The 23,049-nt window shown below is 62.5% G+C and carries 22 protein-coding genes, 1 other RNA gene and 1 riboswitch; of the genes, 8 read left to right on the forward strand and 15 right to left on the reverse strand.

From position 1 onward, the window contains the following. The first annotated feature begins 54 nt into the window (after positions 1–54). From ccoG to hemF, 5 genes are all read left to right on the forward strand, one after another. Positions 55–1,464 (forward strand): CcoG/RdxA/FixG family protein, encoded by a 1,410-nt coding sequence (gene ccoG / locus ACYVGC_RS01090; RefSeq protein WP_460581928.1) that lies wholly within the window; start codon positions 55–57, stop codon positions 1,462–1,464. A 238-nt stretch (positions 1,465–1,702) separates the two neighbouring features. After that, on the forward strand, positions 1,703–2,161 hold the full coding sequence (locus ACYVGC_RS01095) for a FixH family protein (RefSeq protein ID WP_460581929.1): 459 nt from the start codon (positions 1,703–1,705) through the stop codon (positions 2,159–2,161). Positions 2,162–2,208: 47 nt separating this feature from the next. After that, complete coding sequence (locus ACYVGC_RS01100) at positions 2,209–2,934, forward strand: sulfite exporter TauE/SafE family protein (RefSeq protein ID WP_460581930.1); 726 nt, start codon at positions 2,209–2,211, stop codon at positions 2,932–2,934. A 294-nt stretch (positions 2,935–3,228) separates the two neighbouring features. Further along, positions 3,229–4,131, forward strand: coding sequence for a universal stress protein (locus ACYVGC_RS01105; protein WP_460581931.1), 903 nt, complete (start codon positions 3,229–3,231; stop codon positions 4,129–4,131). A gap of 6 nt (positions 4,132–4,137) precedes the next feature. Then, positions 4,138–5,064, forward strand: coding sequence for an oxygen-dependent coproporphyrinogen-III oxidase (hemF, locus tag ACYVGC_RS01110; RefSeq protein WP_460581932.1), 927 nt, complete (start codon positions 4,138–4,140; stop codon positions 5,062–5,064). Positions 5,065–5,224: 160 nt separating this feature from the next. Here hemF and hemA read toward each other — a convergent pair whose 3' ends face one another. The 14 genes from hemA to ffs form a co-directional block, all read right to left on the reverse strand. Further along, positions 5,225–6,523, reverse strand: a complete 1,299-nt coding sequence (gene hemA / locus ACYVGC_RS01115) for a glutamyl-tRNA reductase (RefSeq protein ID WP_460581933.1) — start codon at positions 6,521–6,523, stop codon at positions 5,225–5,227. Positions 6,524–6,858: 335 nt separating this feature from the next. Next, on the reverse strand, positions 6,859–7,143 hold the full coding sequence (locus ACYVGC_RS01120) for a TIGR03643 family protein (protein WP_460581934.1): 285 nt from the start codon (positions 7,141–7,143) through the stop codon (positions 6,859–6,861). 122 nt (positions 7,144–7,265) lie between these two features. Further along, positions 7,266–8,732 carry an amino acid permease gene (locus ACYVGC_RS01125; RefSeq protein WP_460581935.1) on the reverse strand — a complete coding sequence of 489 codons (1,467 nt, stop codon included), beginning with the start codon at positions 8,730–8,732 and terminating at the stop codon, positions 7,266–7,268. Positions 8,733–8,948: 216 nt separating this feature from the next. Continuing rightward, a riboswitch (SAM riboswitch) is annotated at positions 8,949–9,057 on the reverse strand. Positions 9,058–9,228: 171 nt separating this feature from the next. Beyond that, positions 9,229–10,269 (reverse strand): ankyrin repeat domain-containing protein, encoded by a 1,041-nt coding sequence (locus ACYVGC_RS01130; RefSeq protein ID WP_460581936.1) that lies wholly within the window; start codon positions 10,267–10,269, stop codon positions 9,229–9,231. Positions 10,270–10,388: 119 nt separating this feature from the next. Beyond that, positions 10,389–11,930 (reverse strand): type VI secretion system tube protein TssD, encoded by a 1,542-nt coding sequence (gene tssD, locus ACYVGC_RS01135; RefSeq protein ID WP_460581937.1) that lies wholly within the window; start codon positions 11,928–11,930, stop codon positions 10,389–10,391. A gap of 120 nt (positions 11,931–12,050) precedes the next feature. Further along, the gene (locus tag ACYVGC_RS01140; RefSeq protein ID WP_460581938.1) at positions 12,051–12,701 is read right to left on the reverse strand and encodes an HD domain-containing protein; all 651 of its coding nucleotides are present in this window, start codon (positions 12,699–12,701) and stop codon (positions 12,051–12,053) included. A gap of 18 nt (positions 12,702–12,719) precedes the next feature. Continuing rightward, entirely contained in the window at positions 12,720–13,757 is a 1,038-nt protein-coding gene (locus ACYVGC_RS01145) for a Gfo/Idh/MocA family protein (protein WP_460581939.1), read from the reverse strand. Positions 13,758–13,801: 44 nt separating this feature from the next. After that, complete coding sequence (locus ACYVGC_RS01150; RefSeq protein WP_460581940.1) at positions 13,802–14,122, reverse strand: hypothetical protein; 321 nt, start codon at positions 14,120–14,122, stop codon at positions 13,802–13,804. 6 nt (positions 14,123–14,128) lie between these two features. Next, positions 14,129–15,286 (reverse strand): DegT/DnrJ/EryC1/StrS family aminotransferase, encoded by a 1,158-nt coding sequence (locus tag ACYVGC_RS01155; RefSeq protein ID WP_460581941.1) that lies wholly within the window; start codon positions 15,284–15,286, stop codon positions 14,129–14,131. 41 nt (positions 15,287–15,327) lie between these two features. Further along, on the reverse strand, positions 15,328–16,230 hold the full coding sequence (locus ACYVGC_RS01160; protein ID WP_460581942.1) for a glycosyltransferase: 903 nt from the start codon (positions 16,228–16,230) through the stop codon (positions 15,328–15,330). Between the two features lie 12 nt (positions 16,231–16,242). Further along, positions 16,243–16,923 carry a cell division ATP-binding protein FtsE gene (locus ACYVGC_RS01165; RefSeq protein WP_460581943.1) on the reverse strand — a complete coding sequence of 227 codons (681 nt, stop codon included), beginning with the start codon at positions 16,921–16,923 and terminating at the stop codon, positions 16,243–16,245. Between the two features lie 90 nt (positions 16,924–17,013). Then, the gene (locus ACYVGC_RS01170; RefSeq protein WP_283562901.1) at positions 17,014–17,217 is read right to left on the reverse strand and encodes a fructose-6-phosphate aldolase; all 204 of its coding nucleotides are present in this window, start codon (positions 17,215–17,217) and stop codon (positions 17,014–17,016) included. An 83-nt stretch (positions 17,218–17,300) separates the two neighbouring features. Then, entirely contained in the window at positions 17,301–17,957 is a 657-nt protein-coding gene (gene fsa / locus ACYVGC_RS01175) for a transaldolase family protein (RefSeq protein WP_460581944.1), read from the reverse strand. Between the two features lie 188 nt (positions 17,958–18,145). Further along, positions 18,146–18,242, reverse strand: an RNA gene (gene ffs, locus ACYVGC_RS01180) — signal recognition particle sRNA small type. A 274-nt stretch (positions 18,243–18,516) separates the two neighbouring features. On the opposite strand from ffs, the gene guaA reads away from it, so the two are divergent. Genes guaA through ACYVGC_RS01195 form a run of 3 tightly spaced genes read left to right on the forward strand, consistent with a single transcriptional unit; the run spans position 18,517 to position 21,465 of the window. After that, entirely contained in the window at positions 18,517–20,064 is a 1,548-nt protein-coding gene (gene guaA, locus ACYVGC_RS01185) for a glutamine-hydrolyzing GMP synthase (protein WP_460581945.1), read from the forward strand. A gap of 20 nt (positions 20,065–20,084) precedes the next feature. Continuing rightward, positions 20,085–20,735 (forward strand): DUF4291 domain-containing protein, encoded by a 651-nt coding sequence (locus tag ACYVGC_RS01190; RefSeq protein ID WP_460581946.1) that lies wholly within the window; start codon positions 20,085–20,087, stop codon positions 20,733–20,735. 10 nt (positions 20,736–20,745) lie between these two features. Next, complete coding sequence (locus tag ACYVGC_RS01195; protein ID WP_460581947.1) at positions 20,746–21,465, forward strand: type 1 glutamine amidotransferase; 720 nt, start codon at positions 20,746–20,748, stop codon at positions 21,463–21,465. Positions 21,466–21,656: 191 nt separating this feature from the next. On the opposite strand, the gene dgt is transcribed toward ACYVGC_RS01195, so the two are convergent. Further along, positions 21,657–23,048 carry a dGTP triphosphohydrolase gene (gene dgt / locus ACYVGC_RS01200; protein ID WP_460581948.1) on the reverse strand — a complete coding sequence of 464 codons (1,392 nt, stop codon included), beginning with the start codon at positions 23,046–23,048 and terminating at the stop codon, positions 21,657–21,659. Between the last annotated feature and the right edge of the window lies 1 nt (position 23,049).

Raw genomic sequence — 23,049 nt, forward strand, 5'->3', positions numbered from 1 at the left:
GGACCGGCGCAACGCTAGCCGGCCGACCGGTTCACGATTCTTTTCAACTCCCTGATGCCCATTACCCAACCCAAGCCCGATAATTCGTACCGCGACTCGCTCTCGACGATAGGCTCAGCGGGTGAGCGGGTGTGGCTGTATCCCAAGCAGCCGGGCGGGCGGCTTTACGCTTATCGCAAGTGGCTGAGCTACGGATTTTTGGCGGTGCTGTTTGCGGGGCCCTGGCTGCGCATTCACGGGTTGCCGGTGCTGCTGCTAAACCTGCCGGCGCGCCGGTTTATCATCTTCGGGCAAATTTTCTGGCCCCAGGATTTTTTCGTGCTGCTGCTGGCCACGCTCACGTTTCTGGTGTTCATCATCCTGTTCACGGTCGTGTACGGGCGCGTGTTTTGCGGCTGGGTGTGCCCGCAAACCATCTTTTTGGAGATGGTATTCCGGCGCATCGAGTACTGGCTGGAAGGCGACGCACCCCAGCAAAAAGCCCTCAATAAGCGCGAGCTGGACTGGGACAAGCTATGGCGCAAAACCACCAAGCACGTGCTGTTCGCAGGGGTTTCGTTCCTGATTGCCAACACGTTCCTGGCCTACATCATCGGCACCGAAGCGCTGCTGCGCATCATCACCGACGCGCCCACGGCCCACCTGGAGGGCCTGACCACGATGCTGTTATTCACGGGCGTATTCTACGCCGTATTTGTGCGGTTTCGCGAGCAGGTGTGCACCATTGTGTGCCCCTACGGCCGCTTGCAGGGCGTACTGCTCGACCAGGACAGCCTGGTGGTAGCCTATGATTACCAACGGGGCGAGCCGCGCGAAAAGCGCCGCAAAAACGAAGTCCGCACCGCCGGCGACTGCATCGACTGCCACCAGTGCGTGCAGGTGTGCCCCACCGGCATCGACATCCGCAACGGGGCCACCCAGCTCGAATGCACCAACTGCACGGCCTGCATCGACGCCTGCAACAGCATTATGGATTTGGTGAACTTGCCCCAGGGCCTCATTCGCCACGCCTCGGTCAGTGGCATTGCCACGGGCACCAACTTCCGGCTCACGGGCCGCGTCAAGGCGCTGTCGGGGGTGCTCGGGGTGTTGCTGGTGGTGCTCGTCGGCCTGCTGGCCTCGCGGGCCAACGTGGCGGCCACGGTGCTGCGCACGCCGGGCCAGCTGTTTCAGAAAACCGACCACGGCACCATTACCAACCTCTACAACATCTCGCTGCTCAACAAAACCAACCAGCCCTACCCCCTCACGCTGCGGGTGCTGGAGCCGGCCGGCGGCCACATTGCGCTGGTCGGCACCGATGGCCTGCAACTGCCCGCCCAGGGCATTACGGAGGGCGTCTTTTTTGCCGAGCTGCCCCGGTCGGCCCTGCACACCACCAACCAGAAAATCCGCATCGGCATCTTCAGCCAGGGCCTATTGATAACAGAAACTGATACCAAGTTCTTGGGGCCCAGTCAGTAGTGCCAGAGCCGAGGCCGGTCCGCCGGCACAAGCCGGCCGACCGGTTGTCGTTGAACGAGCCGGCTGGCTGACGTGGAACGGGCGGTCTGACCAACGGCGCAGGGTTTCTTCAAGCTGAACGCTGGTTGTCGGCGCAACGGCAATTATTCTTTCAATTCAACGGTAACCAACTGGCTCGTTCAACGACAACCGGTCGGCCGGCTTGCGCCGGCGGACCGGGCCCCCACTTTCCTACCTCATGTCTACCCAACGCAACCTGTGGCCCTGCGCCATCATTGCCACGTTCGTGCTGTTTGCCAGCTACATCGGCTACATGGTGCAGCGGGCCATGCGCACCGACGTAGAGCTGGTGAGCCCCGATTATTACAAGCAGGAGCTGGCCTACCAGCAGCGCATGGAGTCGGTGGCGCGCACGGCCGCCCTGCCCGCCCCGGTGCGGGTGCGCTACGAGGCCGCCGCCCAGCGCCTGACGCTGGAGCTGCCGGCCGCCCTCGCCGGCCCCGGCGTGCGAGGGCAGGTGCACTTCTTCCGCCCCTCCGACCAAAAGTTGGACTTCACGCTCCCCTTTGTGCCCACCGGCCAGCCGGCCCGGCAGCTGCTGAGCACGGCCCGCCTGCGGCCCGGCCACTGGCGGCTGCGGCTGGATTTCACGGCCAGCGGTCAAGCGTATTTTATGGAAGAAGAGCTTTCTATCTAATTCTATCTAACTAATGGCGCGGTCGGCAACGGCGGCGCTCCCCTCTTATGCTGTGGGCTGGTTTCTTGTTTGGATTGCTGGGCAGCTTCCACTGCGTGGGGATGTGCGGGGCCATTGCGCTGGCGCTGCCGGGCGCGGGCGGACCGCGCTACGTGGCCGGGCGCGTGCTCTATAACCTGGGCCGCGTGAGTACCTACGCGCTGCTGGGCGCGGCGGCGGGCGCGTTGGGCCAGGGCCTGCGGCTGGCGGGCTGGCAGCAGGGATTGTCACTGCTTTCGGGCGGGCTGATTTTGCTGTTGGTCGCGACGCCTGAGCGCTGGCTGGACCGGGCGGCGGGTACGCTAGGGCTCGCCGCTGGGCTAAGCCGGGTGAAAACGCAGCTGGCCTACTACTACCAACGGCCAGGACTGGGGGCCCTCTACACTACTGGCTTACTCAACGGACTATTGCCCTGCGGCCTCGTGTACTTGGCCCTGGCCGGGGCCCTGAGCGCGCCGGGCATCGGGGGGGCGGCGGCCTACATGGGCCTGTTTGGGCTGGGCACGCTGCCGCTGATGTTGGCCCTCTCGCTGAGTGGGCAACTAGTGCCGCTGGCTTGGCGGCAACGCCTGCGCCGGGCGGTGCCCGTGACGGCACTGGCGCTGGCGGGACTGTTCATTTTGCGGGGGCTGGGGTTAGGTATTCCCTACATCAGCCCGGTGCTGGGGGCGGGGTTGGGTGCTACTTCGGGAAAGGCTACGCGCCAGCCGGCTTCGGTGCACTACTGCCACTGAGGGCCAGGTGCCGGTCCGCCGGCGCAAGCCGGCCGACCGGTTGTCGTTGAACGAGGGTCGTACGCTTCATCTTATTAAAGCATTCAATATCAGTGCGTTGTTGCTAAAAGAGAGTCGGGCACCACATTTACCTAAAGTATTCAATACCAACACGTTGCTACTAAACGAAGGTCAGACGGTGCCAGGCTTAACAACGACAACCGGTCGGCCGGCTCGCGCCGGCGGACCGGCACCCGGACTCCCTGCAAAACAACTTATTAATTATCAATAATCTAGCTTTAAAATTCCCCCATCATGCCGACGGCCCTGCAAACCATTCTCGTTCCCATTGACTTCACCCCGGCTTCGGAAGATGCGCTGGTGTACGCCAACAAGCTCGCCGTGCGCCTGCCCGCCGAAATCGTGCTGGTGCACGCCGGCACCGGCATAGCCCTGCCACTCGATGAGCGCGCTGCCCTACTGCGCCGCCTCGAAGCCCTGGCCGAACGCCTGCGCTACCAGCAGCTCACGCGCCAGAGCGGCCGCCGCATCACCTACCTCTGCCACGTGGCCGCCGAGCAGCTGGCCACCTGCTTGCAAGTGCTGGTGACCGGCTACTGCGCCGACTTGGTGGTGACGGGCCTGGCCTTGCTCGACTGCGCTACGGCCGGGGCCGCCGGCGCCCCGCTGCTGCTGCTGCCCGAGCGCGTGAGCTGCCCGGTGCTGGTGGTGCCGCCCGGTTACCCCGAGCTGCCCGGCCGCCTGGTGGTGGCCGGCGATTTTGCCCGCCTCGGCGGCGCGCAACTCGCGCCCCTGGCCGCCCTGGCCCGCACGGCCCCGGCGCACTTCGACCTGGTGCAGTTTTACGCGCCCACCAGCGCGGGCCTCGCGCCCCTCAAAAAGGCCTTGCTGGCCGCCCGCGCCCACCTGCCCGGCGCCACTACCCACCTGCTGCCCGACGACGATGCCCTGGAGGGCCTTAGCGAATTCTGTGCCCACCAAAGGGCCCAGCTGCTGGTGCTGGGCACGGCCGATGGCTGCCTGGTGCGGCGCTTTTTCAACCCCTACTACCGCCAAACCAACGCCTACCACCTGGGCATTCCGGTGCTGCTGCTGCCCACCAGCACCCTGCCCACGGCCGCTTGCTGCGCCAGCTGCAGTCTGCGCCAGGCCGCCGAAGCCCGGCTCGTGGCGCAGCTTTCCACAGTAACGTTTTAACTACCAATGACTACTAGCGAGCCCACCCTAACGCCCGCCACCGCCCGCGCCACCGTTGAGGCCTGGATGCGGGAATTTCAAAACTGGCTGTGCCAGCAGCTGGAGCGGGCCGACGGGGCCGCTGTTTTTCAAGAGGACCAGTGGACGCACGCGGGCGGCGGGGGCGGGCGCACCCGCGTCATCCTGGGCGGGGCGGTGCTGGAAAAGGGCGGCGTGAATTTTTCGGCTGTGCGCGGCGAATTGGGCGCGGCCGCCGCCCGCCAGCTGCTGCTGCCCGATGCCCGCTACTTTGCCACCGGCGTGAGCGTGGTGCAGCACCCGCGCAGCCCCCACGTACCCATTTCGCACATGAACGTGCGCTACTTCGAGGCCGGCAACGGCGAGGCCTGGTTCGGCGGCGGGCTCGATTTGACCCCTATTTACGTGGACGAAACTCAGGCGCGCTGGTTCCACGCGCAGGTGCGCGCCGCCTGCGACCGCCACGACCCGAGCTATTACCCGCGCTTCAAGCAGTGGGCCGATGAGTACTTCTACCTGCCCCACCGCCAGGAAACGCGCGGCGTGGGCGGCATCTTCTTCGACCGGCTCACGGTGGGCGTCGATGGCTCGTTCGACGAGCTATTTGCCTTCGTGCAGGACGTGGGCGAGGTCTACGGCCGCACCTACTCCGCCCTGATGCGCCAAAACCGCGCCCGCCCCCATACCGCCCGCGAGCAGGAGTGGCAAGCCGTGCGCCGCGGCCGCTACGCCGAATTTAATCTGGCCCTCGACCGCGGCACTAAATTCGGCCTCGAAACCGGCGGCCGCACCGAAAGCATCCTCATGAGCCTGCCGCCGCACGCCGCCTGGGTCTATAATCTCACGCCCGCGCCCGGCTCGCCTGAAGCCGTCACCCAGGCCTGGCTGCGCCAGGGAGTAGCGTGGGTTGACTGATGGTGTCGCTCCGGTCCGCCGGCGCAAGCCGGCCGACCGGTTGTCGTTGAATGAGGACGTAGGCTGCTTTTATTGAGGATAACCACTAACTCTTATTCTCCCTCCATCGAACGGCTCCCTCGCACCCACCAGCCCCAATACTTGGCCAGCCGCACCCGTGCTACGACAACCGGTCGGCCAACTGCGCCGGCAGACCGGGAGCGGCACAGGCTTCTAACGCAAACAGCTCCGTTAGAGCGGCGGCCAGCTGGTCGGCCTCGCCGCGCTGGCAGGCAGCTTTGAGCTGCAACACGGGCAGTTTGAGAAATTTCTGGGTCAGGGCTTTCGTGATTTCGTCTACCCGGCGGGCTTCGGCGGGGCTCAGGGGCGGCAAGCGGCTAATTTCCTGCTGGCGCAGCTGCTCCAGGGTGTTTTTCAGCTTCTGAATGGTGGGCGCCAGCTGCATTTCGCGGCTGCGGTCGCGCAGGTCGGCCAGGCTGTCGGCGATGATGGCGCGCACCTGCGGAATGGCTGCCACCCGGCCGGCCAGCGCCGCGGCGGCTTTGCACTGAATATCGTCGATGTTATACACCAGCACACCCGGCACGGCCTCGACCGCCGCCGCCACGCTGCGCGGCACCGCGAGGTCGATAAAAAACTGGTGGTGCAGGTTGTGCAGCCCCGCCACCAGCGCCTGCGTGAAAACCGGCGTGGGCGCGGCCACGGCCGAAATTACCACGTCGGCCGCCCGCAGGCCCTGCGCTAAGTCGTTGAAATCGAGCATCGCCAGCTGGCATTCGGCCGCCAGGGCCTGGGCTAGCGCAGGCGTGCGGTTGCAGAGCGTGACCTCGGCAAAGCGCTTGCTTTTGGCGAAGTGCCGGGCCACGTCGGCCCCCATTTCGCCCAGGCCCACCAGCAGCACGCGCGGCCGGTCGAGGGCGGCGGTGAGCTCGGCCACCAGCTCCAGCGTGGCCGACGAAGTGGAAGCGGCCCCATCGCGGAAGGCCGTTTCCTGGTGCACGCGCTTGTGGGCCGCAAACACGGCGTGCAGCAGACGGTGCAGATACGGCCCGGCCACCGCGGCCGCGGCCGAGCGCTGGTACGCCCGCTTCATCTGATTGCCGATTTGGGGGTCGCCCACCACCTGCGCATCCAGCCCTAAGGCTACCTCAAACAAGTGTTGCGCCGCCGACCCCGCCGCATCAAACGCCGTGAAATAATCCTGGTACTCCCGTCCATTGGCCACGCCCGCCACCCGCCCCAGGGCCTCCACAATGGCTAGCTCCTGGCTGGTGGCGGCGCTGTAATACACCTCGGTTCGGTTGCAGGTGCTGAGCACCAGCAGGTTGCCCAGGTCTAGGTCGTGGCGCAACACGTGCAATAGCTGGGCGGCGGCGGCATCGTCCAGGGCCAGCAGCTCCCGCACCGCTAGGGGCGCGCTGTGGTAAGAAAGGCTGATTGCCCGAAACGGATACTTCATGGGGTAAGACCACCGGAAAGCCGGCAAAAAGCACTACAGCACTCCCCACAATGGGCGCTGCCACCCGGGCCAAAAGCGGCCGCCGGGCTTGAGTACTTGCTAGCTCAAAGGTCCCCCGTAAGCTTATCGCGCCCCATGCGCGCGCTCAAGCTACTGGTTGATTGTGGTCATGGCCTGCTGCTGGCCGCCCAAGCGGGTGGCTCGGTGCGCTGAATCATAACCAATACTGGCTGATTGGGAGCTGTTTACAGCATACCCATAGCTCTACGGAGCGAGGCTGCTGAGCGCCGGAGGTGTCAGCTGCCCGCACGCGAGCAGGCCGAATCGCCTAGCACCTACCCACGCTTCGAAATTTTATTACCCGTAATCGGGCGCTGCAAATTCGATTTAAACCGGGCGTCGTCCACGGCGCTTTTGGCTTGGTGCTTGGTGGCGCGGCCCTGCACCCGCTCGCGCCAGCGGCGCCACGAGGCCGGCTTTAGCTCGCGGCGCATCAACTCGATTACCCCCTGCTCGGGCAGTCCAAACTGCGCCAAGATGGCCTCAAACGGCGTGCGGTCTTCCCAGGCCATTTCAATGATGCGGTCGATGTCCTCGGCCTTGGTTGGTAACTCTTCCATAACGTAAAAATGCCTTGGCAGCCCAGCGGGTGCCGGGCTGCCAAGGCATACAGAAAAGAGACGAAAAGAGTTGGCTGGACGCCGCAGCGAATCAGCTTTCCAGGCAAATTTAGTAATTCAACTTATTGCCGCTCAATAAGTTGACTAGCATCTTGCTGCTGGCGCAATTTGCTGTGCTTTTTGCCGTAGCCGTAGTAGATGGCCAAGCCAATGGCCAGCCATACGGCTAGTCGCAACCAGGTTTCCCAGGGCAGGCTGGCCATCATCACCACGCAGGTAACAATGCCCAAAATAGGCACCAGCGGCACCCACGGCGTGCGGAAGCTACGTGGCGCATCGGGGTCAGTTTTGCGCAGGATGATGATGCCCAGGCACACCATCACGAAGGCCAGCAGCGTGCCGATGCTCACCATTTCGCCCACAATATTGATGGGCACGAAGCCAGCAAACACGGCAATGAACGCGCCCAGCAATAGGTTGGACTGCACCGGCGTGCGAAACTTGGGGTGAATTTTGGAGAACGCCGGGGGCAATAAACCATCCTTCGACATGGAGAAAAATACCCGCGACTGCCCCAGCAAATCGACTAATATTACGGACGTGTAACCAATCAAAATGGCCAAAATAATGGCCCCGCTGAGCCAGCCGTAGGGTGTTTTTTCGATGGCGATGGCCACCGGCGCAGCGCTGTTCTTAAACTCAGTATAATTGGCCAGACCCGTGAGCACGTAGCCGAACAGAATAAATAGTATCGTGCAGACTACCAGCGACCCCAGGATGCCGATGGGCATGTTGCGCTGCGGGTTCTTGGTTTCCTGGGCCATAGTGGCCACGATGTCGAAGCCAATAAATACGAAGAAAATAACCCCCGCGCCGCGCAGAATTCCGCTCCAGCCAAACTCGCCAAACTTACCGGTATTTTCTGGAATAAAAGGATGATAATTGGCCGGGTCGATGTATTTCCAACCCAAGGCAATAAACACCAGCACCACAGCCACCTTGAGGGCCACCACCAGGGCATTAAACCACGCCGAGCCCGACGTGCCCCGGATAATAACCGCCGTAATGGCCAGCACCACCAGCATGGCCGGCAGGTTGGCGTAGCCGTGCACCACCGAGCCATCGTGCAGGGTGGCCGTTTCGAAAGGCGACAGCACAAATTGCGCCGGCAAATGCAGGCCGTATTTCTCCAGAAACTTGAGCAGATACTGCGACCAGCTGATGGCCACCGTGGCCGCGCCCACCGAGTATTCGAGCACCAGGTCCCAGCCAATTATCCAAGCGAATAGCTCACCCATCGTGGCATACGAGTAGGTATAGGCCGAGCCCGCCACCGGCACCAGCGCCGCAAACTCGGCGTAGCACAACGCCGAAAACGCGCAGCCCACCGCCGCCACCACGAAGGAGAGCACCACGGCCGGCCCCGCGTGGTTGGCCGCCGCCAGGCCAGTGAGCGAGAACAGGCCCGCCCCAATAATTACCCCAATGCCTAAGCCAATGAGGCTCACGCCATTGAGGGTGCGCTTGAGCGTGCCCGCGCCCGATTCGGCAGCTTCCTGCCGCAGGAGTTCCAGTGATTTTTTCAGCATAAAATAAATACGGCGCGCACCCGACAGGCCGCGCCCAAACGACTACGCCAGTGGGTGTTAAGCACCCCGCCAGCAGCAGTCAACCCACAAAAAAGAAATTAGTTACGTTCGCGTTGGCTGGGCTTGCGCTCAACAACAACACGCCCAGCCTGCCCGCGGGGCAGCGCCAAAAAAAACACTCGAAATACCAGAAACGAAAGCGCAGAGAGCCACGGGCTTTTATAGGACCGCTATGGTTTAGCGGCCGGTCGGTTGGCACCGTTCCGCGGGGGCGGGGGTTGCCGGCGCGTCGCAGAGCCTATCTCTCAGCGCCTCTTTATAAAAACAAGCTGGGCTAGTGGGCCTGCTCGACGGGCCAAAGGTAGGGCCGAATGAGAAGTTGATGAGCGCCCCCTAGTCAAACGCATTGGTTTTGGTAGCAATCCACCGCCGGTTCTTCCTTGCGGCGGGCACGTACGAAGCTTCTCTTTATCCGTCCCCCAGTAGCCAGGCTCACCTAGCGGGGTCTGAAATCTGGTTCGCTGCGCCGGGTGGCGGCGGCCTGGCGGGCGCTGTCGGCGGCGTCCTGGGCGAGGGTGGGCACGGGGTCGGGGTAGAGGGTCACAGTGCCGTCGTTGGTGGAAGGCTGCCAGTGCGGCTGCGTTTTGCGCCAGGCCTGGAAGCGCGGCTCGGCCTCGGCCCGCAGCTGCTGGGCCTGGTTGTAGGCGGCGCCACCCGCGTTGGGGTTGCCCGCCTGCTCTTGCTCACGCTGGCGGTTGGCGGCGGCCACTTGGTTGTGGTAACGCTGGCCTTCGGGCGTGGTTTCCCAGAGGCGGCGCTGGGCATTTTCCTGGCGCACCCGCGCCTGAAACGCAACGCTGGGGTCGGGCACCGGAAATGTAATACCCTTTTTTTCAAGTAGTTGTTGCACGCGCTCCCCCCAGGGCTTGCGTGCTTCGGGCAGGGTGGGGCGGGCTTCCTGCACCTCAAAGGCCACGGTACCGCCCGTGTTATCGGCTTTGTGCACGTCGGCCCCGCGCTCAACCAGGTAGGCTACCTGCTCAAACTCCCGCTGCTCGGCCAGGTGTAGCAGCAGGGTAGCCCCGTGGTCGCCGGTAGCGTTGAGGTCGGCCCCGTGGTCGAGCAGCAGGCGCAGGTGGTCGGTGCGGTTGGCATCGGCGGCTACGAAGGTGGCGGGGTTGGCGCCGTAGCGGCTGTTGGGGTTGCCGCCGTGTATGAGCAAGAGCTTGAGAAGCGGGGTATTGTCGCCTCCCGCCGCCAGGGCCACGGGCTGCACTTCGGTATACTGCGCGCCCAGGCGGGTACGCAGGTTGGGGTTGGCGCCGCGCCGCAGCAGCTCGGCGGTGGCTTGCAGGCTGCGGTTGCTCATGGCTAGCAGCAGCAGGCTCATCCCTTGCTGGCCCACGGCATCGGGGCTAACGCCACTGTCCGCAAGCGCCTTATTGAGGGCAGGGGCGTCGTCGTGCTGGCAGGCCTGGGCCGCTGGCAGGGCAGCGGAGCCGGCAAAGTAGCGCTCGGCGGGAACAGTAGGGTACATAGATTGGGGCCGGCTCTGGCAGGCCGCTAAGCAACTAATAAACAACAGCAAGAACCAGCCTTGGCTAACCCAGTGCCAGGCCGGGGCCGGGGCCGGGCGCGGCGCGGCAGTTACGGAAATCATCGGGCGGCGGGCACTAGCTGGTTGATGGTAGAAAGGTCGGCGTCCTTCTGCTTTTCGAGGGCGGCTACCATCGGTGGCACCGCGTGGCCGGCCCCATCCACCATGGCCGGGCTCCAGTGCCCACCCCCATCCTGGAGCTTGCGGCGAATGCCCACGGCGGCGGGCATCGTGCGGGGGTCGTCGATGAGCCCGTCGAGCGGGCTCGGAATGGGCGGCATTCCCATGGGCGTGTAGGGCGGCAGCAGCTTCTTAATAATGCCCTTGACTACGTAGCTGTGGTCTTGGTTCCAGTTGAGGGGGTCTTGGTCTGAGTAAAAAGCCTGAATTTTTTGTTCTTTGGCCAGCAGCTGCTTGGGGTCAAGCCCGGCCCGCAGCATAGAATTTTCGTGCAGGCCAGCGGCATTAAACGTGTAGGTGTCGTTGCCAGTAAGCAGCCCAACCAGCGACGCCTCGCCGCCACCCAGCGAGTGCCCGGCAATGTCGAAGGAGCTGCCCAGGCTTTTTTGGAGCGAGCGGGCCAGGTTTTCGGTTTGCTTGTAGGCATCGGTATAGAAGCCCAGACCTTGCATCGCATCGGTGGCCCCGTCTTTTTTCAGTTCCTCCGGAAAACCAGGGTCCGCATCGGTACCGCGAAAAACGACTACCGGCTTGCCCGAGCGCTCAAAATCACTCTTGTACACCACGGCCATGAAGCCGCTTTGCTGCCCCTGAATGACACGGTCTACTTGCCAGCCCTCGGGCGGCGCACTGGGTAGGTAGCTGCCATCGGGTTGCTTCTGGTGATGTACCAGGTAGGCGCTGCCGTCGGGGCGATGCAGCACTTCGTTGTTGTACGAGTCGTCGGAGAGCTTAGCCCGCTCCACCACCGCATTGTTGAGCGTGAGCCGGTCGGTGGCCTTTTGCAGGCGCTGCCGGTCTTGCTGCTGCTGTTGCACGCCGGCCGAGGGGGCTACGCGGGTAGCATCGGCGGGCAGGGTGTGGAGGCCGGCCGCCGGGGTAGCATTATCGGCTAGCTGGGCGTGCGCAGCGTCGATTTTCTTCATCCGAGCATCGTAGCGCTGCTTTTTGGTGAGCGCCGCTGGGGCAGCGGCCGCCGCCGTGGCCGCGGCCCCTGCGGGCTCGCCGTGCGTGCCGGGGGGCGGGGCTACAAAAGCCGTGGCGGGCCCGCCCGCGTGCAAGGTGAACCCGCCGGGGTCAACCAATGTGAGCAGGCAGCGGTAGGCCCCGCGCCCCGTATGGGCGCTCACAAACAGTTCGTGGTAATTTATGCAGTAGGCCGCTTTTAGGCTGAGGGTTTCCAGGGGGCGGCCGGTGGCATCGAGAAAGACAATGTCGGCGGCCAGGCGCTTGTGGGCCTCATTTGCCCAAGCCAGCAGGTCGTCGCCTTCTGGCACATCCAACTCTAGCTGCACCGGCTCGTGGCGCACTTTGGTGTGCACCCGCCCCCGGTCGCTGGTAGCCTGTGACGTAGCGTAGGTGCACCCTACCAGGGGATAGTGCAGGCCCGCGACCCGCAGCTCAGCAATAAAAGAGGCCATTGTGATAGCTATGCAGTAAGAAATAAGAGCTATTTACCAAAGCTAAGCGCTAGCTTCAACTTAAAGCCGATTGGCGCAAGCCGGGCAGCCTACTCGGCCCCACCTACGTTAAGACCTGGCTTACAGCACGAATTTACCCTGCTCCCAGGCCGCCAGCTCGGCTTGCAGGTTGCGGCGGGCGGCGGCATCGAAGGCCGCGTGCAGGGCAGGCGTGTGAAAGAGCACCGGCGCGGCCAATAGCTTAGCCAGCACCTTGCGGCGGCCGGGGCGGTAGAGCAGGTCGGGCACGAGCCGATACTCGCGGCGCACCTGCCGGGCGTAGGCCCAGTAATCGGCCTCGGGCGCGCCCAGAATGCTGAGGTCGGCATCCAGAAACAGCAGCAGGTCGGCGTCATCGGGCGGCTGGGGCTGGGTATGGTCCTGGGTGCGGCGGATGAGGTCGGCCACCCGCGCCTGGCGGGCGGGCTCCAGGCTGGTGGCTTGCAGAAACGCCAGCACCCAATCGGCGCTTTTGGGCTCGTTATCAGCGCGCAGGGCGTTGTACACCGCATCATGAAACCAGATGGCCAGCTCCACCACTACCCTATCTTCTACTTCATGGTCAGCTACTTGGGTAAGTAGGTTACTAATGTGCTGCAAGTTGTGGTAGTGGCGCTCGGGCGCGCCATAAGCGGCCAGCAGTTTTGCCAGCTCGGCCTCGCGGCGGGCGTGGTCGGGCAGCAGCGGGGCGGTGAGGGCGTGCCAGTGTTGGCGGAGGGCGGCGTTGGTCATGGCTGGCGCTGGCTAGGGTTATCGCAAGGCATAAATACGCTCAATTATCTCCACCACCCTTAGTCCTTCCAGCGCATTGGTAGTGGCGGCGCTGCGCTGCTTAATTGTATCAACTACGTTATCAATTACTTGCACGTGGTTGGCCGCCGAGCCCTGGTAGGAACCGTAGTCGTTGGCGGGGTTGGTGGGCGGCAGGGTGGGCAAGGTATAATCCTGCAAGTGGCAATATTCCACTTTGTCGAGGTACTGGCCGCCGAGCTTGAGCGAGCCGCGCGCGGCCACCACCGTGAGGGAGCTTTCGAGGTTGCGGTCCCACACGGCGGTGCTGTAGCTGAGCGTGCCGCTGCCGCCGCGCACCAAGTCGAACGTGACGAGGCCGCTATCCTCAAACTCGGTAATGCCCGCGTGGGTGAAATCGCGAAACCGCGCCGCAATATTGGTAATGTCGCCAAACACCCAGTATAGCAAATCCACGAAGTGGCTGAATTGGGTGAACAAGGTGCCGCCATCAAGCGCCTGCGTGCCCTTCCAGCCGCCGGGGCGGTAGTAGCGCGCATCGCGGTTCCAGAAGCAGTTGAGCTGCACCAGAAACACCTCGCCCAGGCGGCCTTCATCCACTATTTGCTTGAGCCAGGCGGCGGGCGGCGAGTAGCGGTTCTGCATTACCCCAAAAACCAGGCGATTAGCCTGCTGGGCCATTTGCACAATCAGCTCAGCATCAGTCGTGTGCAGGGCAATGGGCTTTTCGATAACCACGTGCAGGCCGTGGCGTAGGCCGGCCACCGCCTGCGGGGCGTGCAGGCCGTTGGGCGTGGCCACGGTGAGCACATCGGCGGCGGGGCCGCTTTGCAGGTATTCTTCCAGCGAAAGAAAGAATGGCACCCCGGGAAACTCAGCCGCCAGGCCCACCCGCAATTCGGTGCGCTCGTCAATCAGCGCTACCAGCGCCGCCCCGGCGTGGCGCGCCACCAGGGCCGCGTGCCGCCGGCCAATGTGGCCCACCCCGCAGATAACAAAGCGAACGGGCGCAGCAGAAACCGCAGGAAAATCAGTCAAAGCAATAAAAAAGGCCAGTTGCCAACCCCGCCAGCACTAGCAGATTAAAGCGCCATGAGGAGCCACAGCGGTAGCGGCCACAGCGGCAGCAGCCCCAAAAGTAGGTCTGCCTTTGGCATGGGCTCATGATTGCGCCGCCACACCCGCTCCAGCGCCACCAAGCTAAAAAAACCTGCGTACAGCAACAGCAGATATAGCGGAAGCACGATAACAAATGCCCCCTCGCCCTCATAGCCCTGCGGCGACTGCCCGTGCACATTGGCAATGATGTGGTGCAGCAGCCCCCAGTAGCTGGCCGTAACCAGCAGCGACGTACCAGCAATTCGGGCATTGCGCCGGCTGGGAGAAGGCAGAGTAGGTTTCACGCCGCTTTATTCGCTGCCGCCGGCGAAGTAACCCACCTGCGCCACCACGTAGGCCTGCTGCACAGCGCTCAGCCCCGGATAAATGGGCAGTGAAAGCACCTGCCCGCACAGCCGCTCGGCCACCGGAAACTCCCCCACCCGGTAGCCCAGGTAGGCATACGCCGGCTGCGCGTGCACCGGCAGCGGGTAGTACACGGCGCTGGGAATACCCTGGCTTTTAAGTCTCTGCTGCAACATATCGCGCTGCCCCTGCCCTGCCACTGTAATGGTATACTGGTGAAAAACGTGGCTGCTGCGCGCGTCGCGCACCGGAGTTTGCAAGCTGGGTAGGCTGGCCAGCGCCGCATCGTAGCGCGCCGCCACCGCTTGGCGGGCCGCCTGCGCGGCGGGCAGGTGGCGCAGTTTCACGCGCAGCAAGGCAGCTTGCAGCGTATCTAGTCGCGAGTTGAGGCCGATGTACTGGTGATGGTATTTCTGGCTCTGGCCGTGGTTGGCGAGCTGGCGCAACAGCGCAGCGCGGGCCGCATCGCGAGTGAAGAGCGCGCCGCCATCGCCGAGGCAACCCAGGTTTTTGCTCGGAAAAAAAGAGGTCGTGCCCACCTCCCCCACCGTGCCCGCGTAGGCTGTTTCGCCGCTGGCGAAGGTGAACGTAGCGCCCAGCGCCTGCGCATTATCCTCAATAAGCGCCACGCCCGCCGCCCGGCAAATATTCAGTAACTCTTCTAAATCAGCACATTGCCCAAACAGGTGCACCGCTATTACGGCCCCGGTGCGCGGCGTGAGCGCCGCCCGCACGGCGGCCGGGTCCAGGTTAAAGGTATCGGGGCGCACATCGGCCAGCACCGGGCGCAAACCCAGCAAGGCAGCGGCCTCCAGGGTAGCCACGTAGGTGAAGGCTGGCACAATTACCTCCGTGCCGGGCGGCAGCCCTAGGCTCAGCAGCGCCAGCGTGAGGGCATCGGTGCCGTTGGCGCAGGGCACCACGTGCGCGCCGCCCAGGTGCGCGCCCAGTTCGGCGGCAAACTCGCCCACGGCCGGCCCCTGAATGAACGCGCCCGCCCGCAGGGTGTCGTGCCAAGCCGCATCCAGCTCGCTCTGGTAAGCGGCGTGCTCAGCCGCCAGGTCGAGCAGCGAAATGGGAAGCAAGGGCGACTCGGGCGGCATGAAGTAGCGTGGGAAAAGTTAAAGGTATCAACCCAAAGCGGCTAGCGCCAGTCGGCCAGCAACCAGCTTAGTTTTAACATGTCCAGCGCCCCCAGGCTCGGGCGCGCCGAGAGCAGGTTGCGGCGCAGGGCCGGGGCCAGCGCCGCCAGCGCCACCTGCGCCACGCCCGCCAAGCCCGCCCGACGCAGGCGGGTGGCGGCACGCACTAGCCGCGTGTCCACCACCAGCTCATCGGTGCGCAGCACCTGGGCCAAGTTGTGCACAGCATGCCGGCTTTTTGCAAGAAAAATGGCGGCGGGCTCCAGGCCATCGTGCAACACCGGGTTGTCGAGGTGGTGCACTTCGACCCCCACCCGCGCCAGCTCCAGCCCAAAGCGGGTATCCTCGTGGCCGTAGCCGCTCAGCCGCTCATCCAATGGAAATTGGTTAAGTAACTCCTTCGCCACCAACGCATTATTAATAGTAAGCTGGCCGCTGGGGTCATGCTGGCGCCCGGCGGCGGGGCGCATTTCGCGGGTGCGGCCATAGTGCCAGCGCAGGCGCAGGGCCGGGTCGGCGGGCGGCGTGGCTTCGTACGCGGTGCCGCCGATAAAGAGGCGTGCGGTGGGCTGCGAGCGCAAGGCTTGGGCGTAGCGGGCAATAAATTGCTCATCAAGCAGTAAGCTGTCGTTGTCGAGCAGCAGCAGCCAATCGTGCAATGCACTAGCTACCAATTTATTACGAATGGCCGCTCGACCTACATTGGCGGGTAGCTCTTCGTAAGATACCCCAGCCTGGTCAGCCAGATGCCGGTTGAGAGTGCGGCAGCCGTTTGTCGAGTGGTCATCCAGCAGGCGGATTTCCAGCGGTCCGGGCCAATCGACGGCCTGCTGCAATAAGCTGATTACCAGCGATGTAACATCTCGATTAAAAACGGGAATCAGAATGGACAGGCCACTAGACATAGGCACCACTGCCTACGACGCTCGAGCCGAATCCAGCAGCGCGCCTTCCTTGCACGTGAGCACGCGGTGCGGGTATTTTTCGAGCAGCTGAAAATTATGCGTTGCCATCAGAATGGCCGTGCCCGCGTGGTTTATTTCGGCAAACAGCTCCATAATGCCCGCCGACACCTCGGGGTCGAGGTTGCCGGTGGGCTCATCGGCCAGCAGCAGCACCGGCTCGTTGAGCAGGGCGCGGGCAATAACTACGCGCTGCTGCTCGCCGCCCGAAAGGCGGTGCGGCATCCGGCCGCCCACGCCGCTCAGGCCCACTTGGGTTAGCACTTCCTGCACGCGTTGCTGCTTGCGCGCCTTGCCGCGCCAGCCGGTGGCGTTTAGCACAAAAAACAGGTTTTCGCCCACCGTGCGGTCGCTCAGTAGCTGAAAATCCTGAAACACAATGCCCAGCTTGCGGCGCAAATACGGCACCTTGCCCGTACCCAGGCTGGGCAGGTCGTAGCCCGCTACCGTGCCCGTGCCCACCAGCAGCGGTAGGTCAGCGTACAGGGTTTTGAGCAGCGACGACTTGCCGGCCCCGGTGCGCCCCACCAGGTAGGCAAACTCGCTCTTATCCAGCGCAAAAGACACGTGCTCCAGCACCGCCCGCTCCTCTTGCACGATGGTAGCGCCGTGCAGCTCCACAATTGGCTCGGTCATGTACAATTAGCAATCAATAGGTTACAACTATCAGGGTTGCTATGCTACGCATAACACGCTAGTATACAAAGTAATACGTCGGGCGGCTTTTTAAAGCTCCAGCTTACGAAGCTTGCCAAATTCCAGCTCTGAAATAACGGCCGCCAACGGTACCTCCTGGCCTTCGAGGCCGTAACGGTGCAGGTCCTTCAGCGGCCGGTCGGCCCGGAAATACGCAATCAGCACGAAGTGCTCATCGCGCAGCTGGATGTAATCCGGAATCTTGGCCTTACCTTTTACTTTGATGATATACACTTGAATGTGCGGTAAGCTTTAGCTTGCCGTGAAAAGGTTAAGAGAATTTCAACCAACGGCAAGCTAAAGCTTACCACACATACCTACGCGTTCACCTTTTTATGGTCGGCCAGAAAAGTAGCCAAACCTTTATCGGTGAGCGGGTGGTTGAGCAGGCCCGTGATAACGGAAAGCGGGCACGTCACCACATCGGCCCCCAGTTCGGCGCACTGAATGAGGTGGGGCACGTGGCGCACGCTGGCAGCCAGTACTTCGGTGGCGTAGCCGTAGTTGGCAAAAATCTCGATAATCTGAGCAATCAGGCCTAAGCCGTCGGCCCCAATATCATCGAGGCGGCCCACGAATGGTGACACGTAGGTAGCGCCGGCTTTGGCGGCCAGCAGAGCTTGCCCGGCCGAGAAGATGAGCGTGCAGTTGGTACGAATGCCCTTGTCGCTGAAGTACTTAATTGCTTTGATACCCTCCTTAATCATGGGTACTTTCACCACAATGTTGGGGTGCAGGTCGGCCAGGGCTTCGCCCTCGCGGATGATGCCCTCAAAGTCGGTGGAAATTACTTCGGCCGACACGTCGCCGTCCACAATCTCGCAGATAGCGCGGTAGTGCGCCATCACGGCGTCGGTGCCGCGGATGCCTTCCTTGGCCATCAGCGACGGGTTGGTGGTCACGCCATCAAGGACGCCAAGGTCCACGGCTTCCTGAATTTCGGCTAGGTTGGCCGTATCAACAAAGAACTTCATTTGTAAGCTATTAGCTATCAGCTGCTAGCTGATAGCTTTTTTGATTTGGTACACTACTCCGAAGCTAATGGCTAGCAGCTATTAGCTAACAGCTTACTAAAAAAGCCGGCCCAAAGCTACGCGCTGCCTGCCTAAACTCGACAGATAAACGCGGCTCAGGGCCGGCTGGAAACCAGAGGAAAAGACAAAAAAAAGCGAGCCAAAATCGCACCGCTCAACCACCTACCCTTGCTGCCTTCCGGCCCTGGGGGAGTTCAGTAGGAGCTGGTCGTTCTGACTCGCCGGGTACAAATGTAGGCACAGATTTCTGCAGATTAGCCAAGTGGCGCAGATTCTAGTGGCTGGCCTCCGCGTGGAGGATTGAGAATGAGCGGATTTAGCGAAAATATTTTTTTGGCGCTGGCCCCCTGACCACCAAAAATCTTGTCGGCAACGAGGGTGATGGGGGGAATTGAGGGTAATTTTGCCCCACGGTTGGCCAGCGCCGCGTACTTCGGGCGCCCACTTGGGGGCGCCCGAAGCCGCAAAATCAGCTCACCCTGCGCCAATCGGTGATTTTATGGAGCAAATCCTCATCCTGGACTTCGGTTCGCAGTATACCCAGCTCATTGCCCGGCGCATTCGCGAGCTGCACGTTTTTTGCGAAATTCACCCCTACACCCACGCCCCCCAGCTGGCCGAGCGCATTAGTGCCGGCGACCTGCGGGGCGTTATTCTTTCGGGCTCGCCCTGCTCGGTGCGCGATGCCGACTCGCCCAACCCCGATTTGAGCGGGATTCTGGGCCGCGTGCCGGTGCTGGGCATCTGCTACGGCGCGCAGCTGCTGGCCCAGCAGGGCGGCGGCGAAGTGCTGCCCGCTACCATTCGTGAATACGGCCGGGCGCGGCTCAGCAGCCTTGACGAGGCCTCGCCCCTGCTTACGGGCCTGCACCTAGATACGCAGGTATGGATGTCGCACGGCGACACCATCAAAACGCTACCCGCTGATTACCAAATTATTGCTGGCACCAACGAAGTAGCCGTGGCCGCCTACAAGATACCTGGCCAAGACACCTACGGCATCCAGTTTCACCCTGAGGTGACGCACTCGACGGAGGGCAAGCAGCTGCTTGAGAACTTCGTGGTGGGCATTTGCGGCTGCGCCCAAAGCTGGACGCCCGACCACTTCGTGGATTCGATGGTGGAGGCCCTGCAAAGCACCATCGGGCCTGACGACCAGGTAATTCTGGGCCTCTCGGGCGGCGTGGATAGCAGCGTGGCCGCCTTGCTGCTGCACCGCGCCGTGGGCCCGCGCCTGCACGGCATTTTTGTGGATAATGGCCTGCTGCGGCAGGACGAGTTTGCCGCCGTGCTGAAGGCCTACGAGGGCCTGGGCCTGAATGTGACCGGCGTGAACGCCGCGCCCGAGTTCTACGCGGCGCTGGCGGGTATCAGCGACCCCGAGGGCAAGCGCAAGGCCATTGGCCGCACGTTTATTGAAGTGTTCGACCGCGAGGCGCAGAAGGTGGAGGGCGCGCGCTGGCTGGCCCAGGGCACCATTTACCCCGACGTGATTGAGTCGGTATCGGTGCACGGCGGGCCGGCCGTGACCATCAAGAGCCACCACAACGTGGGCGGCTTGCCCGAGAAGATGAACCTCAAAATAGTGGAGCCGCTGCGCATGCTCTTCAAGGATGAGGTGCGTGAGGTGGGCGCGGCGCTGGGCCTACCCGGCGAGATTCTCAACCGCCACCCGTTCCCCGGCCCCGGCCTGGGCATCCGCATCCTGGGCGACATCACGCCCGAGAAAGTTGACTTGCTGCAACGTGCTGACAACGTATTCATTAGCCTACTAAAGCAACATAACCTCTACGATAAAGTGTGGCAGGCCGGCGTGATGCTGCTGCCCGTGCAGAGCGTGGGCGTGATGGGCGATGAGCGCACCTATGAGCGCGTAGTGGCCCTGCGCGCCGTAACCAGCGTAGACGGCATGACCGCCGACTGGGCGCACCTGCCCTACGAGTTTCTGGCTGAGGTGAGCAACAAGATTATCAACCAGGTGCGCGGCATCAACCGCGTGGTGTACGATATTTCGAGCAAGCCACCAGCAACGATTGAGTGGGAATAACCTTTGGTACCTAACCAGCTATGAACCTAAGCACGGAGCTTTATTCGGCCGCGCGCCAGTTTTTACCGGTCGATGGGCAACATATTGTTGCCCATCAGACTGATAATCAGGTGATTGTTTACCAAGCGTATAACCCGGTCATCGCCCGGTTTGCGGTCGAAAACCAGTACCTGGGCAGCCCTGGCTTTAGCTACGGCCGCATGTCGTGGATTAAGCCCAACTTCCTGTGGATGATGTACCGCTGCGGCTGGGCTAGCAAGGAAAACCAAGAGCGCGTGCTGGCCCTGTGGCTAGCTAAAACGGCCTTTGAGGAAATTCTCAGCCAAGCCGTGTTTTCGACCTTTACCGCAGGTAACTACGCGTCGGAAGAAGCCTGGAAGCACGAGCTAGCCACTAAAAATGTGCGCCTGCAATGGGACCCCGACCACAATCCCTACGGCGACAAGCTCACGAGGCGGGCCCTGCAACTCGGCCTCAAAAACGATACGCTGGAGCAATTTGGTAAGCATCAAGTCACGCATATCGAAGACATTACTGACTTTGTGCAGCAACAAAAAACACACGTAGACAACCGGCAGTTGGAGCACTTGTACATCCCGCAGGAGCGGGTGTACGCAGTGACCAAAGCCGCACTGGCGCAGCAAATCGGCCTCTCTTCTCTAGCTATTTAGGCCCTCCACTATGCGCTGGCACTGCCTCCAACACTTGCCCGACGAAGGCCCTGGCCACGCTGCCGCCTGGTTGGCCGCCCACGGCTACTCGCTCACCTACACGCGGTTATTTGAACCCAACCCGGTTTTCCCGGCGCTGGGTGAATTTGATGGGCTACTAATTTTGGGCGGGGCCATGAGCGTGCACGACGAGGCCGAATTCCCTTGGCTGGTGGCGGAAAAAGAATTTCTTCAAACGGTGCTGCAGGTGGGCAAAATCACGCTGGCCATTTGCCTGGGGGCGCAACTACTGGCGCAGGCGCTGGGCGGTGAGGTGCGGCCGAATGGGGAACCGGAAATTGGCTTCTGGACGGTACGCTTTGCGGCTAAATCGTTGGCGCACCCGCTATTGCGCGGCTGGCCCGAAAAAGCCACGGTGCTGCACTGGCACCTCGACACGTTTACGGTGCCGCCGGGGGCGCTGCGGGTGGGCATGTCGGCGGGCTGCGCGGCGCAGGGCTTCGTGCGGGGCGACGGCATTATCGGCCTCCAGTTTCACCCCGAAATGACGGAGGAAATGGTGGAGCAATTAATTACTTTCGAAGGCCATGAAACCGCTGAAGAACAAGAGTTTGTGCAAACGGCGGCGCAAATTCGCAGCAAATTAAAATCGGTGTGGAAGGGCCGGAAATTAATTGAGCAATTGCTGGAGAATATGGTAGCGCTGCACGAGAGCGAAGGCACTTTTTAGCTGGCAATTAAGAAGCTGTTCTAAGAAATCAATACAACGAATAAAAGAACGTCATGCTCATCTGGCGTCCGCTTGTCGAAGCATCTCTACCACGCCGTGAGGGCTAGTAATCCAACGGCGTGGTAGAGATGCTTCGACAAGCGGACGCCAGATGAGCATGACGTTCTTTTGTCTACTAAGGTACCAGAAATTTAAAAGCCCTTCGGCAGCTCAATTCCCTTTATCGTTTTATATAAACTCAGCGCGTGCTGGTCGGTCATACCGGCCACGTAGTCGGTGAGGAGCAGAATCTGCTCGTAGGCCGAGGCCCCGGCTTGCGGGCCGATGGCGCGGAACTGCGCCGGCAGCAGGTCGAGCAGTTTGCGCGAGCGGTGATTTTCTTTCTTATCGAAAATGGCGGCGAGAAAAACGTCGAGCAGGCCGCCGAGCACCTCGAAGCCCGCCGCTTCAATCTCCAGTACCGGGCGCGAGCGATACAACTTGTCAACGCTCAGCTGCTGAATCTCTTGCAAGAACTCGTAGCCGCTTAGCTCCTTAATGAGCGAGGCATCGTAGGTGCCAGCCAGGATGGCGGGCGCGTGCTGGGCAAAGCGGGTGGCGGCTTCGTCCACGAGTTGGCCGATGAGCATGGCGCGCAGGTAGCCCAGCTCCTCCTGCCAGTCGCGCCACTCCAGGCCGCCGCTGCCGGCGCTTTTGGGGCGGGCGTTGGGGGCGGCGGCGCGCAGCTGGCGCAGCAGCGCCAGGCCGCGCTCGTGGTCGATGAGGCCCAGCTTGAGGCCGTCCTCAAAGTCGATGATGCGGTAGCAAATATCGTCGGCTGCTTCTACTAAAAAGGCCAACGGGTGGCGGTGGTAGAAGCCGGCCGGGCCGTCTTTGGGCAGCAAGCCCAGCTCTTCAGCCACCAGCTTGAAGCGGGAGTTTTCGGCTTGAAAATGGCCATATTTCTTCTCGCTGGCTCCGTTTTGCTTTTTACTGAGGTCGATAACCGAGGGGCGCGGGTACTTGGTAAACGCGCCGAGCGTGGCATACGTGAGGCCCAGCCCGGCCGAGCCGCTGCTGAGTGCCGGGTAGGTGTGCGTGAGAATGCGAAAGCCGGCCGCATTGCCCTCAAAGTGCTGCAAATCACTTTGTTCGGCGGTGCTGAGGCCGGTGATAAAGCGCTCGGCGGCCCGGCTGGTGAAGTAGGCCGAAATGGCATCTTCGCCCGAGTGGCCGAAGGGCGGGTTGCCGATGTCGTGGGCTAGGCAGGCGGCGGCCACAATGTCGCCGCAGTCCTGGGCAAAATCGGGTAGCTCGCGGGCAATATCGGGGTCGTTTTCGAGCACGCGGCGGGCCGAGAGGCGGCCCAGCGAGCGGCCCACGCAGGCCGTTTCGAGCGAGTGCGTGAGGCGGGTATGCACAAAATCGGTTTCGGGCAGCGGCATCACCTGCGTTTTGCGCTGCAAGCGCCGAAAGGCCGATGAAAACACAACCCTATCGTAATCAGCTAGATACGGCGAGCGGCCGGGCTGCGGCGCCTCGGCGGGGCGGTCGGGGTAGCGGCGGGTAGAAAGCAGGCGGGGCCAGCTGAGAGAACGTGACATA

The sequence above is a fragment of the Hymenobacter arcticus genome (assembly GCF_054779975.1).

What these genes read in the sequence shown, in the direction of transcription:
- ACYVGC_RS01130 (WP_460581936.1), bottom strand. Translation starts at nt 10,269, where the DNA reads ATGTACCCTACTGTTCCCGCCGAGCGCTACTTTGCCGGCTCCGCTGCC.
- ACYVGC_RS01120 (WP_460581934.1), bottom strand. Translation starts at nt 7,143, where the DNA reads ATGGAAGAGTTACCAACCAAGGCCGAGGACATCGACCGCATCATTGAA.
- hemA (WP_460581933.1), bottom strand. Translation starts at nt 6,523, where the DNA reads ATGAAGTATCCGTTTCGGGCAATCAGCCTTTCTTACCACAGCGCGCCC.
- dgt (WP_460581948.1), bottom strand. Translation starts at nt 23,048, where the DNA reads ATGTCACGTTCTCTCAGCTGGCCCCGCCTGCTTTCTACCCGCCGCTAC.
- fsa (WP_460581944.1), bottom strand. Translation starts at nt 17,957, where the DNA reads ATGAAGTTCTTTGTTGATACGGCCAACCTAGCCGAAATTCAGGAAGCC.
- ACYVGC_RS01190 (WP_460581946.1), top strand. Translation starts at nt 20,085, where the DNA reads ATGAACCTAAGCACGGAGCTTTATTCGGCCGCGCGCCAGTTTTTACCG.
- ACYVGC_RS01160 (WP_460581942.1), bottom strand. Translation starts at nt 16,230, where the DNA reads ATGTCTAGTGGCCTGTCCATTCTGATTCCCGTTTTTAATCGAGATGTT.
- ACYVGC_RS01140 (WP_460581938.1), bottom strand. Translation starts at nt 12,701, where the DNA reads ATGACCAACGCCGCCCTCCGCCAACACTGGCACGCCCTCACCGCCCCG.
- ccoG (WP_460581928.1), top strand. Translation starts at nt 55, where the DNA reads ATGCCCATTACCCAACCCAAGCCCGATAATTCGTACCGCGACTCGCTC.
- ACYVGC_RS01105 (WP_460581931.1), top strand. Translation starts at nt 3,229, where the DNA reads ATGCCGACGGCCCTGCAAACCATTCTCGTTCCCATTGACTTCACCCCG.
- guaA (WP_460581945.1), top strand. Translation starts at nt 18,517, where the DNA reads ATGGAGCAAATCCTCATCCTGGACTTCGGTTCGCAGTATACCCAGCTC.
- ACYVGC_RS01165 (WP_460581943.1), bottom strand. Translation starts at nt 16,923, where the DNA reads ATGACCGAGCCAATTGTGGAGCTGCACGGCGCTACCATCGTGCAAGAG.
- ACYVGC_RS01155 (WP_460581941.1), bottom strand. Translation starts at nt 15,286, where the DNA reads ATGCCGCCCGAGTCGCCCTTGCTTCCCATTTCGCTGCTCGACCTGGCG.
- ACYVGC_RS01100 (WP_460581930.1), top strand. Translation starts at nt 2,209, where the DNA reads ATGCTGTGGGCTGGTTTCTTGTTTGGATTGCTGGGCAGCTTCCACTGC.
- tssD (WP_460581937.1), bottom strand. Translation starts at nt 11,930, where the DNA reads ATGGCCTCTTTTATTGCTGAGCTGCGGGTCGCGGGCCTGCACTATCCC.
- hemF (WP_460581932.1), top strand. Translation starts at nt 4,138, where the DNA reads ATGACTACTAGCGAGCCCACCCTAACGCCCGCCACCGCCCGCGCCACC.
- ACYVGC_RS01125 (WP_460581935.1), bottom strand. Translation starts at nt 8,732, where the DNA reads ATGCTGAAAAAATCACTGGAACTCCTGCGGCAGGAAGCTGCCGAATCG.
- ACYVGC_RS01195 (WP_460581947.1), top strand. Translation starts at nt 20,746, where the DNA reads ATGCGCTGGCACTGCCTCCAACACTTGCCCGACGAAGGCCCTGGCCAC.
- ACYVGC_RS01095 (WP_460581929.1), top strand. Translation starts at nt 1,703, where the DNA reads ATGTCTACCCAACGCAACCTGTGGCCCTGCGCCATCATTGCCACGTTC.